At 67.3% G+C, this 13974-nt stretch carries 12 protein-coding genes; all 12 read right to left on the minus strand.

Annotation, left to right across the window (positions count from 1 at the left end):
- Positions 1–76: 76 nt before the first annotated feature.
- The 12 genes from HMPREF1316_RS02135 to HMPREF1316_RS02190 all read right to left on the minus strand — a co-directional run bounded on the left by HMPREF1316_RS02135 (position 77) and on the right by HMPREF1316_RS02190 (position 13973).
- Positions 77–823, minus strand: a complete 747-nt coding sequence (locus HMPREF1316_RS02135) for a ComF family protein (RefSeq protein ID WP_021725273.1) — start codon at positions 821–823, stop codon at positions 77–79.
- Positions 824–1138: 315 nt separating this feature from the next.
- A complete protein-coding gene (locus tag HMPREF1316_RS02140; protein ID WP_232204395.1) occupies positions 1139–1453 on the minus strand; it encodes a hypothetical protein in 315 nt (104 codons plus the stop codon).
- A gap of 295 nt (positions 1454–1748) precedes the next feature.
- Entirely contained in the window at positions 1749–2759 is a 1011-nt protein-coding gene (locus HMPREF1316_RS02145) for a TatD family hydrolase (RefSeq protein WP_040650939.1), read from the minus strand.
- Positions 2752–3606 (minus strand): 16S rRNA (adenine(1518)-N(6)/adenine(1519)-N(6))-dimethyltransferase RsmA, encoded by an 855-nt coding sequence (gene rsmA, locus HMPREF1316_RS02150; RefSeq protein ID WP_021725347.1) that lies wholly within the window; start codon positions 3604–3606, stop codon positions 2752–2754. The genes HMPREF1316_RS02145 and rsmA overlap by 8 nt, the downstream gene beginning before the upstream one ends.
- A gap of 9 nt (positions 3607–3615) precedes the next feature.
- Positions 3616–5229: a methionine--tRNA ligase gene (metG, locus tag HMPREF1316_RS02155; protein WP_021725301.1), complete on the minus strand. Its 1614-nt coding sequence runs from the start codon at positions 5227–5229 to the stop codon at positions 3616–3618.
- Between the two features lie 178 nt (positions 5230–5407).
- Positions 5408–6589 (minus strand): iron-containing alcohol dehydrogenase, encoded by a 1182-nt coding sequence (locus tag HMPREF1316_RS02160; RefSeq protein WP_021725269.1) that lies wholly within the window; start codon positions 6587–6589, stop codon positions 5408–5410.
- Between the two features lie 322 nt (positions 6590–6911).
- Positions 6912–9035: an ABC transporter permease gene (locus HMPREF1316_RS02165; protein WP_021725271.1), complete on the minus strand. Its 2124-nt coding sequence runs from the start codon at positions 9033–9035 to the stop codon at positions 6912–6914.
- Complete coding sequence (locus HMPREF1316_RS02170; RefSeq protein ID WP_021725349.1) at positions 9025–9840, minus strand: ABC transporter ATP-binding protein; 816 nt, start codon at positions 9838–9840, stop codon at positions 9025–9027. Before HMPREF1316_RS02170 ends, HMPREF1316_RS02165 begins: the two co-directional genes overlap by 11 nt.
- 120 nt (positions 9841–9960) lie before the next feature.
- A complete protein-coding gene (locus HMPREF1316_RS02175; protein ID WP_021725309.1) occupies positions 9961–10998 on the minus strand; it encodes a sensor histidine kinase in 1038 nt (345 codons plus the stop codon).
- Entirely contained in the window at positions 10995–11663 is a 669-nt protein-coding gene (locus tag HMPREF1316_RS02180; protein WP_040650943.1) for a response regulator transcription factor, read from the minus strand. The genes HMPREF1316_RS02175 and HMPREF1316_RS02180 overlap by 4 nt, the downstream gene beginning before the upstream one ends.
- A 216-nt stretch (positions 11664–11879) precedes the next feature.
- Entirely contained in the window at positions 11880–12764 is an 885-nt protein-coding gene (locus HMPREF1316_RS02185; RefSeq protein WP_021725295.1) for a hypothetical protein, read from the minus strand.
- Between the two features lie 156 nt (positions 12765–12920).
- Positions 12921–13973, minus strand: coding sequence for a Gfo/Idh/MocA family protein (locus tag HMPREF1316_RS02190; protein ID WP_021725336.1), 1053 nt, complete (start codon positions 13971–13973; stop codon positions 12921–12923).
- Position 13974: the final 1 nt, after the last annotated feature.

Raw genomic sequence — 13974 nt, forward strand, 5'->3', positions numbered from 1 at the left:
ATACCAGCCCGTGGGCGTTTCGATCCCTCTCGTATGATCCACAGGCCGTATCTGCGCATCGGTACAGAGACGACCCCTACCATACGCGGGCAAGCGCACAGGCGCTCACCTCCCGCGCACCGTGGTCGCGCAGGGCCTGCGCGCAAGCTCGTATCGACGCGCCGGTCGTGATGACATCGTCCACGAGGAGCAGGCTCAGCCCCGCCACGTCCGACACGACCTCCACGCTGTCACGAAGGTTCGCAGCGCGTTCGCTCCTGCCGAGTGAGCGCTGGTCCCGTGCCGGCCCCCGCGCGAGCACGTCCGCCATCGGGATGCCCTCGAGCGCCGAGAGGGCGCGAGCGACGCCCTCCATGTGATCGAAGCCCCTGCGCACAAAGGCGCGCTCGGTAGCTGGGACAAAGCAGAGCGCATCCGTTGCCGCAGGATCGAAGCGGGGACGGCCGTCGGGAGCGGGCCATGCGCGTGCCTCGTCCAGGGCGCAGGCGATGGCGACGGCGAGGACGGGGGCCAGGCGGCGCTCGTGCCCGTCCTTGTAGGCGGTGACCAGACGCGTGCCCACGCCGGCGAAGGGCAGCGCGCAGGCGACCGTGCGCGTCTCCCACGGCTCGTCGCATTCGGAGCAGGCAAGCCATCCTGCCGGGGCGCCGCAGTTGAGGCACGCCCAGCGCTGGTCTATCCAGGGAAGTGCCGCCCGGCAATGGGGGCACAGCAGCGTACCGGGACGATCACAGCCCACGCACCGCGTGGGCCAGAGCGCCTCCGCGGCACCATCGACGAGATGGGAGAGGATGAGCTGGGAAGAGACGGATGCGGGCACCATGGCACACCTCACTGATGGGGCGCGCGGGCAGGCATCCGATGTATACCTACGATAGCAGGCACGACGATCGGACGCAATGGGACGAGGCGGTCATGCCTCCTCCATGCATCCTGTGGGTGCCTTTTGCTGCGTGTGGGTGCGAATCGCATCCTGCCGCTTTCGCTGAACTGGGGTTTTGTCGACTGTGATAGGGAGATTGGCACCCACACGAATCAAATCGCACCCACATGAACCGATGGGATACGACGCAGGCATGCACGACAAGCGCATGCGACAGCCATATCGCATCAACCGGCACAGAGACAACCTCATCCGCTATACCGAAACCAACGCGGTTCCTGGCGTCGGAAGCCAGGTCGCACTTGTGTACTTGGGCGCGATCTGCCATGAGCCGTCAGGCCTTCCGATACCCCAGGGGCCGGCCTGGTGCGATGCCGCAGTCACCATGCCCGCACGCACCTCGCTTACATCAGCCCAAAGCGGCTCAAGGACCCACACGCCGCCCGGCTCGGCAATGCCCGTGAGTCCCTCGGCCGCAACGGCAAGTGAGGCGCCATCTGACGAGACGGCAAACATGCTGTAGGGATTCTGGTACCGTGGCGTCACGATCCATGTGCCCGCATCATCCACTATCCCTGCAAGGCCATGCCAATCCCACGGCATGCGAGCTGGAGCGACCTCACCCTTCTCAGTACCCTCAGACGTCTCTCCAGAGCAGCTGGGAAGCGTGATGGCACTGGCAATTGCCACGCTAAGGAGCGACCTTCTCGTGAGATTGCGTCTGCGTCCCACAGCCTTCCCCTTTCTTTCGGCCAGGGGGCACGCGGATGACCTGATGCGTGAGATACCAACCTAGCGTACGCGCTCTCTGTGTCTCTCGCAACATTTGTACGAGTGATGCCGTCCGAGCTGTATCCGACATCCGTTACCCCTGCAGACCAAAGAGCGTGCAGGCGTTGCGCCAGAGTGCCCGATAGGTCGCCGTGCGGGAGACACCCAGCTCGCGCTCACGCACATCGGCGAGCAATGACGAGGTCAGGGCCACCATGGCAGGCTCGCACTCCCGTCCGCGCAGCGGCACGGGTGCCATGTAGGGGCAGTCGGTCTCGGAAAGCATCCGCCCGGCGGGGCAGGCGGCAGCCGCGGCGCGGATGGCATCCGAGCGCTTGAACGTGACGGCTCCCCCGAAGGCGATGTGGCAGCCAAGCTCCGCGAACGGCCGCAGGACCTCGGGACCCTGCGTGAAGCAGTGAAGATCACAGCCCGCCTGGGGCACACCTTCCTCCGCGAGTACGTGCGCTGCGAGGTCATGCGCCGCCGTATCGTGCTCGCCATCGCGCAGGTGCAGCTCGACGGGCAGATGCCGCTCGCGTGCCACCGTGAGCTGCCAGCGGAGCGCCTGCTCCTGCCGCTCGAGCGCAAGCTCCGCGTAGGGGCCCGCGTCCAGCCCGATCTCTCCCACGCCCACGCAGCGGGGACTGGCGAGCAGGGCCTCGAGGCGCTCCCGCACCGCGGGCTCACGCACGCGCAGCGCACCGTACGGGTGGACGCCCGCCACGATGCGCACGTTGTCAAGCAGCTGCGGCACGTCACCGCCGTATGTGGGTTGCCTCAGGCCTGCGCGCTCGCTCGTGGCGAGCAGCACTCGCGCGCATTCCGCCTGTCCGTCCAGCCACGCGAGCAGCCCGGCCACGTCATGCCAGCGCGTCTCGTCGGACCCGAAGTCACCAACCGGGTCGATGGGCACCACCAGCAGGCGCACTCCCACGAGCGCCGCCCGGCAGAGCGCCTCGGCAACGTCCACCGTACGGAAGCAGGTGAGGTGCCCGTGGGTGTCCGCGAGCGGGACCTGGGGCTCAGGCACCTGGACGGGGCGCCCCGTGCGGTCGTGCAGGGGCATGCCATCCTCGAGCATGAGCCGAAACGCCTCACTCATGGCGCAGGGCCCCGGCAAGGCGGACGAGATCGTCGGGTGTGAGGGACTCCGCGCGCACCGTGGGCATGATACCCGTGCGGGCCAGGGCCGCATCGAGCACATCCCGCTCGAAGCCATTGGCCGCAAGGGAGTTGCGGATGGTCTTGCGCCGCTGGGCGAAGGCGGCATCGATGACCTGCGCGACCCAGGGGATCTCGGCGGCATCCAGCAGCGGCGCGCGATCGATGCGCACCACGGCGGAGTCCACGTGCGGTGGCGGCATGAAGCTGCCCCGCCCCACCTCGAAGCGGCCCGTCACCCTTCCCCACAGCCGCAGCTTGGCCGTGTAGGCACCGTACGCCTTGCTCCCGGGCGCAGCTGCGATGCGGTCGGCCACCTCGGCCTGGACCATCACCACCAGCCGCCGCACACTGGGTAGCTCCTCAAGCGCCTTGAGGACGAGCGTGGCCGCCACCTGGTAGGGCAGGTTGGCCACGAGCATGGTGGGGCGCGGCTCCTGCGCCACGCCCTGGGAGAGCACCTTGAGCGCATCTCCCCACGTCAGCGTCAGGCGCTCGCCGTCCCGCGCGCAGGTCTCTGCCAGCACCGGGGCAAGCGAACGGTCCGCCTCGATGGCACGCACCTCGCCGGCGCGCGCCAGGAGCGCAACCGTGAGCGTGCCGATGCCCGGCCCCACCTCGATCACCACGTCATCGCACGTGAGCTCGGCAAGCGCCAGGATGTGCGCGATGACGCCATCGCTCACCAGGAAGTTCTGTCCCAGCCGATGCTTGGCACAGAGCCCATGCCGCTCGAGCGTGGAGCGGGTCTCGCGCCGGTCGGCAAGGTATGAGCAGGGTGCCGTCATCGCACGTCCCTATCTCTTGCCACCCAGGCGCGGGAAGAGCGCAGCGCCCTTGGTGACCTCGACGCCACCTTTGATCTGCCCCCACGCGCACGCGGCGGCGAGGTCGTCGGAGTCCACCTCCGCGGCAAGGTCCATGCGGCGCAGCACCTCGGCAGATGTCTCGGGCATGAAGGGCGCCAGCAGGTGCGCGCTGATGCGGATGGACTCAAGCAGGTTGCAGATGATGTCGGAGAGCTCGCCAACGCGGGTGGGGTCCTTGGCCACGGCCCAGGGGGTGGAGTCCTCCACGTAGTGGTTGGCCGCATGCACGAGCTCCATGACCACGTCGCGGGCGCCCACGTACTCCATCTTGTCCATGTGGGCCGCGTAGCGTCCCGCGATGCCCTCCGCAATGGCGCGCAGGGGGTTCTCGCGGACGGCCCAGCCCCCGTCGAAGGCCGGCGTCCTGCCGCCGAAGTACTTGGCGCTCATGTTGAGGGCACGGCTCACGAGGTTGCCCCAGCTGTTGGCGAGGTCGGCGTTGTAGACCTGCTCCATGCGGGAGAAGCTGATGGCACCGTCCTCGCCGGGCACCACGTCGGTCATGAAGTAGTAGCGGTAGCCCTCCACGCCCAGAAGGTCGATGACGTCCTGGGGCGCGATGGCGTTGCCACGGCTCTTGGACATCTTCTCGCCCTGGCCGGTCTCCTCGTTCTTGACCATGAGGAAGCCATGGGCGAACACGTGCCCGGGCAGGGCCTCGCCCACGGCCATGAGCATGGCGGGCCAGATGACGCAGTGGAAGCGGATGATGTCCTTGCCCACCACGTGGTACTGGGCGGGCCAGCGGAAGGCCAACTCGGCGGCAGCCTCGTCGCCCCCCTGGCCATAGCCCACGGCCGTCATGTAGTTGAGCAGGGCGTCAAACCACACGTAGGTCACGTGTCGCTCGTCGAAGGGCAGCTTGATGCCCCAGTCGAAGCTCGTGCGGCTCACGGAGAGGTCCGTGAGGCCCCCTTCGACGAAGCTGCGCACCTCCCTCATGCGGAAGTCGGGCATCACGAAGTCCGGATGCTCGTCATAGAGTGCCAGCAACCTGTCCTGGAAGGCGGAGAGCCTGAAGAACCAGGACTCCTCCTGCACGCGTTCCAGGGGGCGACCGCAGTCGGGACAGAGGTGTCGACCCTCGGTGTGGTTCTCCTCGTCGGACTTGCACACCTGACTCTCGGTGAAGTAGGTCTCCTCGGGCACACAGTACCAGCCATCATAGGAGCCCTTGTAGAGGTAGCCAGACTCCCGCATGCGCTCCCAGAGGTACTGGACGGCACGCACCTGGCGCGGCTCGGTCGTGCGGATGAAGTCATCGTTGGAGATCTCGAGCGTCCGCCAGAGCTCCTCGAAGAAGGGAACTTGATTGTCGCACCACTCCTGCGGCGTCATGCCATGCTCGCGGGCGGCCTCCTCGACCTTCTCACCGTGCTCGTCCATGCCCGTGAGGAACTTGACGTCAAAGCCCCTGGCGCGACGGTAGCGTGCCTGCACGTCGCAGAGGATCGTGGAGTAGGCCGTTCCCAGGTGGGGCTTGGCGTTGACGTAGTAGATGGGGGTGGTGATGAAGAAGGACGGCTTGTCGGTCGTGGGCATGTGCTGCTCTCCTGATGACGGAAGTGGTGGCCAGTGGTGCCAGTGTGGCACACGGTGCCCGATTGTACATCAGCCAGGGACGGCCAAGCCATCCAGGCCGCCCACCCTACCACCCGAGCGTGCCCAGGGGGCCGCGGGCAAGCTGGCACGTGACCTCACGGCCACCCGCCTGCCACGCCTACCGCCACGCGCTCTCGTAGATGCCGGCGATCTCCTCGTTGGTGGTCTCAGCCGGGTCCGCCAGGTAGAGGACGCCCATGGTCTCGCGCGAGTTGATGGCGAGCGTCATGGCCTCCTCGCGCGCGATGCCATAGTCGCTCATCCTGAGCCCGTCCACCCCGCAGGCGCGCTGCAGGTCGGTGAGGGCACCGATGAAGTCCTGCGCCTCGGTCGCATCGGCCCTGCCGAGCGCCTGGGCCATGCGCACGAAGCGGTCGTCGCAGACGTGCCTGTCGACCCAGAACTGGAAGTACGCGCGGCTGATCATGATGAGGCCGGCACCGTGCGGAAGCGCGGGATGGTAGGCGCTCATCGCATGCTCCATCGAGTGCTCGGAGGTGCAGGAACTCGCCACCATGGAGTAGCCGCTCATCGTGTTGGCAAAGGCCACGTGCGTGCGGGCCTCGAGGTTGGATCCGTCCTTGACGGCCACGGGCAGCCACGTCCCGATGTTCTCGATGGCAGCAAGCTGGACCATCTCGGAGAAGGGGTTGGCGGGCTTGGAGATGTAGCCCTCGAGGCTGTGGAAGAGGGCATCGAAGCCCTGGTAGGCGGTGAACGTGGGGGGCACCGTGAGCATGAGCTCGGGGTCGACGATGGCGTAGCGCGCGAAGTCCGTGGGCGTGCCCACGCCGATCTTCTCGTGCGTGGCCTCGTTGGAGATGACACCAGCCGAGTCGACCTCGGAGCCGGTGCCAGCCGTCGTGGTGATGGCGATCCAGGGGAGCTCGGGATTGGCGAGCGGGAGGCCCTTGCCGGTCTTGCCCCCGGCATAGTCCCACAGGTCGTTGCTAGGCTGCGGGACGAAGAGCGCCATGACCTTGGCGGAGTCCATGACCGAGCCGCCGCCGAGCGCCACGACGAAGTCGCAGCCATGCTCGCGGGCAAAGAAGGCGCCCTCCTCGGTGGCCTCCTTGGTGGGGTTGGCTCCGACCCTGTCGAAGACGAGTGTCTCGACGCCAGCCTGCCTGAGCTGGTCGAGCGTGCGGTCAAGGGAGCCGTTGGCGCTGGTGGACTTCCCGTTGGAGATGACGACCATCGCCTTCTTGCCCGGCATGGGCAGCGTATGCAGGTTGTCGAGCTGGCCCGCGCCAAAGAGCACCTGCGTGGGACCCCAGAAACGGTAGCTGAGCTGTGCCATGAAACTCCCCCTTCTGTAACTGGGCGAACATGCCCATCGGTACCATAGGCAACACCAGATTCATGGTACTCCTGCCACACGGTATCTACACGCCGCACCCCCCTGGCCGCACTTCTCCTTGACCGTGCGCGGTTCCCCTACGGTCGTGTGAGGTCTCACCTCCGTCGTGCGAGGTTTTTCGGCCGATTTCGTCTCGCGTGCTGACTCTAGTCCGCACGCGAGGCGTTTCCATCGAAAAAACCTCGCATGACCGTAGGAGAACCTCGCACGACCGCATACGAGCATGGGATGAGAGGGATGGCAGGGAGGAAATCCCGTCTCCCTACCCCAGAAGGTGCCTGCCCAGGGCACCGCACACGACACTGCGGCAGCCCAGATACGTCACCACCAAGTACATGCCATAGATGCCGAGAGTGGCCAGGGCGGCCATCAGGATCGTGGGGCCCGCGTCGATGCCAAAGGCCGAGAACAGCGTCCTCTGGGAGACGGCGATGGCGCAGGTCGCATGGCGCGCCGCCACCGCCAGCGGGGCAAGGAAGTACACGAGCACCTGACGGCGCAGGCTGCCGAGGATCATGCGACGGTCACAGCCGATCTTTGCCAGCGTGCGATAGCGCGAGGTGGAGTCACTCGTCTCGGAGAGCTGCTGCACCGCAAGGATGGCCGCCGTGGCAACGAGCAGCACGAAGCCGATGTACACGGCAAGGTAGGTGGCCGTCATCTTGGTGCCCATGGACTGGGCCCGCACCGTGTTGGCCGTGAGGTCCGTGCTCACCGGCCAGGCATACGCAAGGCTTTCCTCCCCGCCCGCACCGTACCGGGAGTCGGGCAGGGCCTCGCCCAGTGCCGTCTCGAGCATCCGGTCGGCTGTGGCAGGGTCGAGCCCCTCCCGATAGTCGATGTCGAGAAAGCTCATGAAGGGCTTGCCACCCTGCGCCTTGAGCGTGTCGATGACCGCATCGGGCAGAACGAGGAGACAGGTCTCGCTGGCTATCTGTGCCACCTGGACGCCCTGCGCGACGACCTCGCCCGCGGGGTGCAGCTGGGTGCCGCTCACGGTGAGGGCAAGGTCCGAACGCACGACCGACGAGGCAAGCCCCGCCGTGATGGTCGAGGTGTTGTCCACCAGGTACTGATCGGGGGCAAGCGTGAGGGGCGCGCGCCCCGCAAGCGCACGGGCGGCGTTGAGGTGACTCAGGCTCATCGCCTGCACGGGCATCGAGCGGAACGTGTCGCTGGCCTCGAGCGCGGTACCCCGGGCATCGAAGCCGCTGTCGCTCGCCAGCTGGCCGTACGTGAGGTCGGGCAGGGCCCACAGGTCCACCTGGGCCGTCCGCCCCACCACCTGGTTCCACGTCGACGAGTGGCTGGAGAGGTAGGCCGCGATGTCGCCGTTCGTCGAGGCATATTCCTCCGCGCCCTTCGAGTTGGCGTAGAGCCCTATGTTGGCCGTGAGCCCAGCATCGAAGAGCGTGCTCTCGCTAAGGTCGCCCGAGAAGATGCTCGCCAGGCCCATGCCCTCGGAGAACACCGTGATGGCGAAGAAGAGCAGCACGCAGATGACCCAAAGCGAGACGAACGCCGTGTTGACCTTGCTCGCGAACTGACGGATGTCGAACATCGCGAGGCCGTGGCAGTACACGCGGCGCAGGTGCTGCGCGACGGCGATGACGAAGCCCGAGAGCGACCAGAACAGCAGGAGCGTGCCGGCGAGCATGAGCACCGTGGCGCGCTTGAAGTCATCGTCGCCCATCTCGACGAGCCCGTTCCTGATGAGCGCCTGGTAGGCACAGACCAGCAGCACGATGCTCACGACAAAGGCCGCAAGCGACACCAGGGGATTGCGCATCACGATGCGTTGGTTGTCCGGACGCGCCGAGAGCAGCGTGGCCAGCCTGCAGCGCCGCACCTCGATGACGTTGAATGCCGCGGCGACCGCGAAGATGAGGGCGAAGCAGAGGACGGTGCGCACGATTGCCTCGCCCGAGAGCACGAGGCGGTACTGCACCATGTCCACCTGGAAGAGTGCGGCCGTGGCAAACGAGAGCACCTGCGAGAGGGCGATGCCCGCACCCAGGCCGACGACCAGCGAGAGCAGGCCGACCGAGACGGTCTCCATGAGCACCACGCGCGCGACCTGCCCCGAGGTCATGCCAAGCAGCAGGTACATCCCGAACTCGTGCCTGCGCCTCCTGATGAGGAAGCGGTTGGAGTACACCACGAGGAACCCCAGCACGCAGGCGACCACGACCGAGAAGATCCCCATGAACTCGTTGACCGTGGAGAACACGCCGAAGTCCGCAGCCTTGAGGTCGAAGAGCACGCGCTGGCTGGGAATGGAGTTGAAGGCATAGAACACGGACACGCCCAGGAGGATGGTCACGAAGTAGATGCCGTAGTCGCGGGCGCTGCGGCGGACGTTGCGCAGGGCGAGCCTAGCCAGCATGACGGGCACCTCCCCCCAGGAAGGTGACGACCTCGATGATGCGGTCGAAGAACTCCTCGCGGGGCAGGTCGCCGCGGACGATCTCGTTGAAGAGGGCGCCGTCCTTGATGAAGAGCACACGCCTCGTGAACGAGGCGGCATAGGCGTCGTGCGTGACCATCATGATGGTGGTCCTGTCCATGCGGTTGGTGCTCTCGAGCGTCTCGAGCATGACGTTGGCATTGCGTGAGTCGAGCGCGCCGGTGGGTTCGTCGGCCAACACGAGCTTGGGGTTGCCCACAAAGGCACGCGCCGCCGCCGTGCGCTGGCGCTGACCGCCCAACATCTGGTTGGGGTACTTGTCGAGCACGTCGCTCACCCCCAGGCGCTTGGCCATGCCGCGCACGAGCGGGTCGACGAGCGCCAGGCGCTCGCCCTTGATGGTAAGCGAGAGGGCGATGTTCTCGAAGCCCGTGAGCGTCTCCACGAGGTTGGCATCCTGGAACACGAAGCCCAGCTGCTCGCGCCGGAAGCGGGCGAGGGCGCGCCCGCGCAGCCTGGTGACGTCCTGGCCGTCGAGCAGGATGCTGCCCGACGTGGGAACGTCGATGGTGGAGATGCAGTTGAGGAGGGTGGTCTTGCCCGAGCCAGAGGGACCCATGATGCCCACGAACTCGCCGGCGTCCACCGTGAAGCTCAGGTCGGAAAGGGCCGTGGTCGTCACGCCGCGGCTACCGCGGGCGCCGAAGACCTTGCCGATGTGGCGAACGTCCAGCAGGCTCGTCCGCGTGGCCGCATGGGCCGGCGTGGCATGCGTCTCTGCCATGCGATGCTCCTTTCAAGAGGGTGGCATCATCGTACGGGGCGCACCCACGGGCTTCCATCGAATGAGCTTACCGGGGGCTTACGATTCTGTAAGGTGGGACAGCGCTGGGACAGCGCGACCTCAGCGCGTCCGCTCCGCCAGGGTGAGCCGGCGGCGGTCATGGGGAAAGCTCACGAGCACGCGCGTGCCCCTGCCCTCCTCGGAGGCGATCTCCAGCCCCAGGCCCAGCTTCTCGCAGATGCGCGCCGCAAGGTAGAGACCCATGCCCGTCGAGCGCGCCTGCGCATGGCCGTGCTCGCCCGTGAAGCCCCGCTCGAACACGCGCGGGACGTCAGCGGCGGGGATGCCCCAGCCATCGTCGGCCAGCTCGAGCACGGTACGCTCATCGACGGAGCCCGCACCCTCGACGCAGGCAGACGCGCGCACGTGGCAGGCACCGTACTTTGCCGCGTTGACCATGGCCTGGGAGACGACGAAGGCCGCCCACTTGGCATCCGTGAACACGCGCTCCGTCTCGGCAATCGCCACCTCGACCGAGACGCCCGACTCGATGAGCAGGCGCGCGTTGTCCTTGCAGGCACCCTTGACGATGCGGACAAGCGGCACCTCGCGAATCGTGTAGTCAAGCTCGGCGGATTCGGAGCGCGCGTACCAGAGCGCCTGCTCGACCTGGGCGTTGATGCGGTCGAGCTCGCGCAGGACGGCGGGGCGCTCGGCCGCGTCCAGACGCGACACCACGAGGCCCGCGGCGGCAATGGGCACCTTGACCTCGTGGATCCATGCCTCGATGTAGGAGCGGTAGGCGGAGAGCCGCCGCTGCGCCTCATGCACGTCGTCCGCCGCCGAGCGCCCCTGGGCCGAGAGCGCCTCGAAGACCAGGCGCCCCGCACGCGAGTCGGGCTCCTCAATCACGAGGGGGAGCTGCCAGGCGTGCTCGAGCGTGGCGGCGTTGTCCGCAAGGTCGCGCAGGAAGCGACGGTCGCGCACGTATCCCAGCACCAGCGTGGTGGCACCACTCAGCACAAGGATGGCCGCGAGCACGGCGCGGACGTCCGTCGTGAGGCCGGCCGCCTGCGCGAGCAGGTCGGCGAGCAGGAGCGTCACCAGCCAGCAGGCCAGCTGCGGCGCATGGTCGGCCAGATAGTCACGCGGCCTCACAGCGAGTACCCCTGGCCGCGATGGGTCCTGAGGAAGCCCCTGGGGACGCCGATGGACGCGAGGCTCTTGCGCAGGCGGTTGACGTTGACCGTGAGGGTGTTGTCATCCACGAACTCGTCGGACTGCCAGAGCTCGAAGATGAGGTCGCTCCGGCTGACGATGGCGCCCCGTGCCCGCACGAGCGCGGCGAGGATCCTGGGCTCGTTGCGTGAGAGCTCGCAGGTGGAGCCGTCGTACGACGCCTGCGAGCGCGTGGGGTCGAGCGTGAGGCCCTGCCACTCGGACAGGACGTCCACGTCGGGGTGCGCGCGGCGGATGGCCGCCGCCACGCGCGCCAGCAGCACGGGCGGGGCGTAGGGCTTCGTCACATAGTCATCCGCACCGAGGTTGATGCCCATGACCTCATCGAACTCGCTGTCGGACGACGTGAGGATCACGATGGGGACGTCCGAGCGTCCGCGCAGCTCGCGGCAGACGGCCAGGCCGTCGGCGCCGGGCAGCTTGAGGTCAAGGAGCACGCAGTCGGGAACGGCGGCGAGCGCCTCGTCCGCCGCGTGGGAGAAGTCCGTGCAGGCGGACGTCGCATAGCCCGAGAGCCCCAGCAGGCGCGCGCACTCCTCGCGCAGCGAGAGGTCATCCTCGATGATGAAGACGCGCTGCGCCATGGATCCTCCCCCCGTCCCCTGCCTCATGGCCATGGCACCCGCCTACGGCCACTGTTCAGCGCATCAGGACCAGCAATCCCCACGCTGCCGGAAGGCCCCTGTCTCGCCCGTGAGCCGTGCCCCATCCAGTGCCATCCGAACGCAGGCAGGGAGCGGGCCCGCCACGCCGAGCGTCCCAAGCCACGCCCCAAACGTCGCGCATCCGTGTCGTACCCCCTACCGCACGGCCCTGGTCGCCTGCCGCGCGGCGTCGGCGCGCGCCCTGCCCACGCGCAGCACGAGGTAGGCAATCGCAAGTGCGACGTAGATCCAGAACTGGCCGGAGCCCTGTATGACGCGCGTCGGGAAGGTGGACAGGTCGCCAACCACGATCTTCGAGCCGCCGGCCCCAAACTGGGCGAGCCCCTGAGCCGTGTACATGAAGCCCACGAGCGCACCGCAGACCAGCGTGAGGCCATAGAACGGATAGGCGCAGATCCGCTGCACGCGCTTCCAGGTCCTTCCCCGCATCCTGCGGCGTACCACCCTGAACGAGGTGACCCAGCCCACGATGAGCGCGACGAACACGATCACGAAGAGGACGCCATAGATGACGAGGTTCATGACCGTGAACCACTCGGGCAGCCCCTCGGTGCCATGACTGGAGCCACCGCCCCAGTACCGCAGCACCGTGCTGACGCGCGAGAGGCCGTGTCCGAAGGCGGGGATGCCTCCCAGGATGGCTATCTCGGAATGTACGGCATAGAGGCATCGCACCCGCTCGGTCTTGGGCAGGGCCCCGATGAACATGACCACGGTGAACAGCGCCACGCCCGCCTCCGCGGAGAACAGTGCCGTGCGCAGGAGATAGCCGACGGGGTTGGTGGTGGCGATGAGCCCCTGCACCGCCTGCTGATAGCTCACGGCCCACGCCGGGACGTCCTTGCCCATGAGGAGCTGCAGCACGGAGACCCAGTACTCGGCAACGGTCAACACGCCGGCGACGGCGTAGAACGTGCGCGCATGACGCTTGAGCACCCCGTCGCAGCAGAGCGCAAGGGGGAGGACCACCGCAAGGGCGATGGCGATTCGGGGGATGGAGTCGAGCACGAGAGCTACCATGGCCTGTCAATCTCTTGTATCGCCGGCGCAGTACGTCCGAGCTAGTTAGACGTAGGCTACTTATTACGCATGCCAAGCGTAGCATGAGTGGCAGATAAGTTATATTAAGGTGACTTATAGACGAGGATGGACGCCCGTGCGGCGAGGCGCCCCTCCCTACTCGTCCCAGGGGAAGCGCACGCCTGCCTGCCGACGGGCCTCGTCCATGATGGCGAGCGACTCCACCGTCACGCGCTCGAAGTGCCGCACGCGAGCGGGCGCGTCGCCCACGCCCAGGATGGCATCGCGGAAGGTGGTGACCTCGCAGACCATGTCGTTCTCGGGGTCGGACGAGGCGAGGGGCTCCTCGACGCCGCCCACGGTCCCATAGGCCATGCCCACGTCCTCGTGGAGCACCAACGTGAGGTCGCGCGGGCAGTTGATCGCGGGAATGAGCAGCGTGCCCCTCTGGCCAATGACCTGCGAGGGCGCAAGGTCGTCTCCCACCTTGGAGAACGAGAGGTCGACCACCTTGTCCGCATAGCGCAGGGCGATGCTGCCGGCAACGTCCATGGTGGTGAGGGGCTCTGTGGTCCGCCAGGGAACATGACGCGTCACGAGCGAGGCGGAGACGGAGTCTGGCGTGCCAAACAGCGCGACGGCCGGCTCCACGCAGTAGACGCCGATGTCCGTGAGGGCGCCCTCCCCCATCATGGGGTCGAGTTGCCCCACGTACTCCCCTGCCTCGAGCCGCGCGATGCGCGACGTCACCTTGCCAAAGCGCAGCGACGCCTGCGTGACGGCACCCAGACGGGACAGGGTTCGCTCGATGGTGGCGAACCCCTGCGTATGGAGGTTGCGCGCGGCCTCGAGCGCAACCACGTCACCTCCATGCGCCGCGTCGAAGACCCTGCGAGCCTCGCGCTCCGTCGGCGCGAACGACTTCTCCACCAGCACGTGCTTGCCGGCATGGGCCAACAGCGACGCCTGGTCGGCATGCACGCCATTGGGCGAGGCGATGTAGACGGCGTCCACCACGTCGCTGGCGGCAAGCTCGTCCAGGCCATCAAAGAAGAGCGACGCACCATGCGGCTCGCCGAATGCGCGCGCACGCCCGAGCGCGCGGGAATAGGCGGCAACGTACTCGACGCCCTCCACCTGCCCCACGGCATCCACGAAGCGCTCGGCAATGGCACTCGACCCGATGGTGGCAATGCGCACGACGCCCATG

The sequence above is a fragment of the Olsenella profusa F0195 genome, from assembly GCF_000468755.1.
Taxonomy (GTDB): domain Bacteria; phylum Actinomycetota; class Coriobacteriia; order Coriobacteriales; family Atopobiaceae; genus Olsenella_F; species Olsenella_F profusa.

What these genes read in the sequence shown, in the direction of transcription:
- HMPREF1316_RS02135 (WP_021725273.1), bottom strand. Translation starts at nt 823, where the DNA reads ATGGTGCCCGCATCCGTCTCTTCCCAGCTCATCCTCTCCCATCTCGTC.
- HMPREF1316_RS02145 (WP_040650939.1), bottom strand. Translation starts at nt 2,759, where the DNA reads ATGAGTGAGGCGTTTCGGCTCATGCTCGAGGATGGCATGCCCCTGCAC.
- rsmA (WP_021725347.1), bottom strand. Translation starts at nt 3,606, where the DNA reads ATGACGGCACCCTGCTCATACCTTGCCGACCGGCGCGAGACCCGCTCC.
- metG (WP_021725301.1), bottom strand. Translation starts at nt 5,229, where the DNA reads ATGCCCACGACCGACAAGCCGTCCTTCTTCATCACCACCCCCATCTAC.
- HMPREF1316_RS02160 (WP_021725269.1), bottom strand. Translation starts at nt 6,589, where the DNA reads ATGGCACAGCTCAGCTACCGTTTCTGGGGTCCCACGCAGGTGCTCTTT.
- HMPREF1316_RS02165 (WP_021725271.1), bottom strand. Translation starts at nt 9,035, where the DNA reads ATGCTGGCTAGGCTCGCCCTGCGCAACGTCCGCCGCAGCGCCCGCGAC.
- HMPREF1316_RS02170 (WP_021725349.1), bottom strand. Translation starts at nt 9,840, where the DNA reads ATGGCAGAGACGCATGCCACGCCGGCCCATGCGGCCACGCGGACGAGC.
- HMPREF1316_RS02180 (WP_040650943.1), bottom strand. Translation starts at nt 11,663, where the DNA reads ATGGCGCAGCGCGTCTTCATCATCGAGGATGACCTCTCGCTGCGCGAG.
- HMPREF1316_RS02185 (WP_021725295.1), bottom strand. Translation starts at nt 12,764, where the DNA reads ATGGTAGCTCTCGTGCTCGACTCCATCCCCCGAATCGCCATCGCCCTT.
- HMPREF1316_RS02190 (WP_021725336.1), bottom strand. Translation starts at nt 13,973, where the DNA reads ATGGGCGTCGTGCGCATTGCCACCATCGGGTCGAGTGCCATTGCCGAG.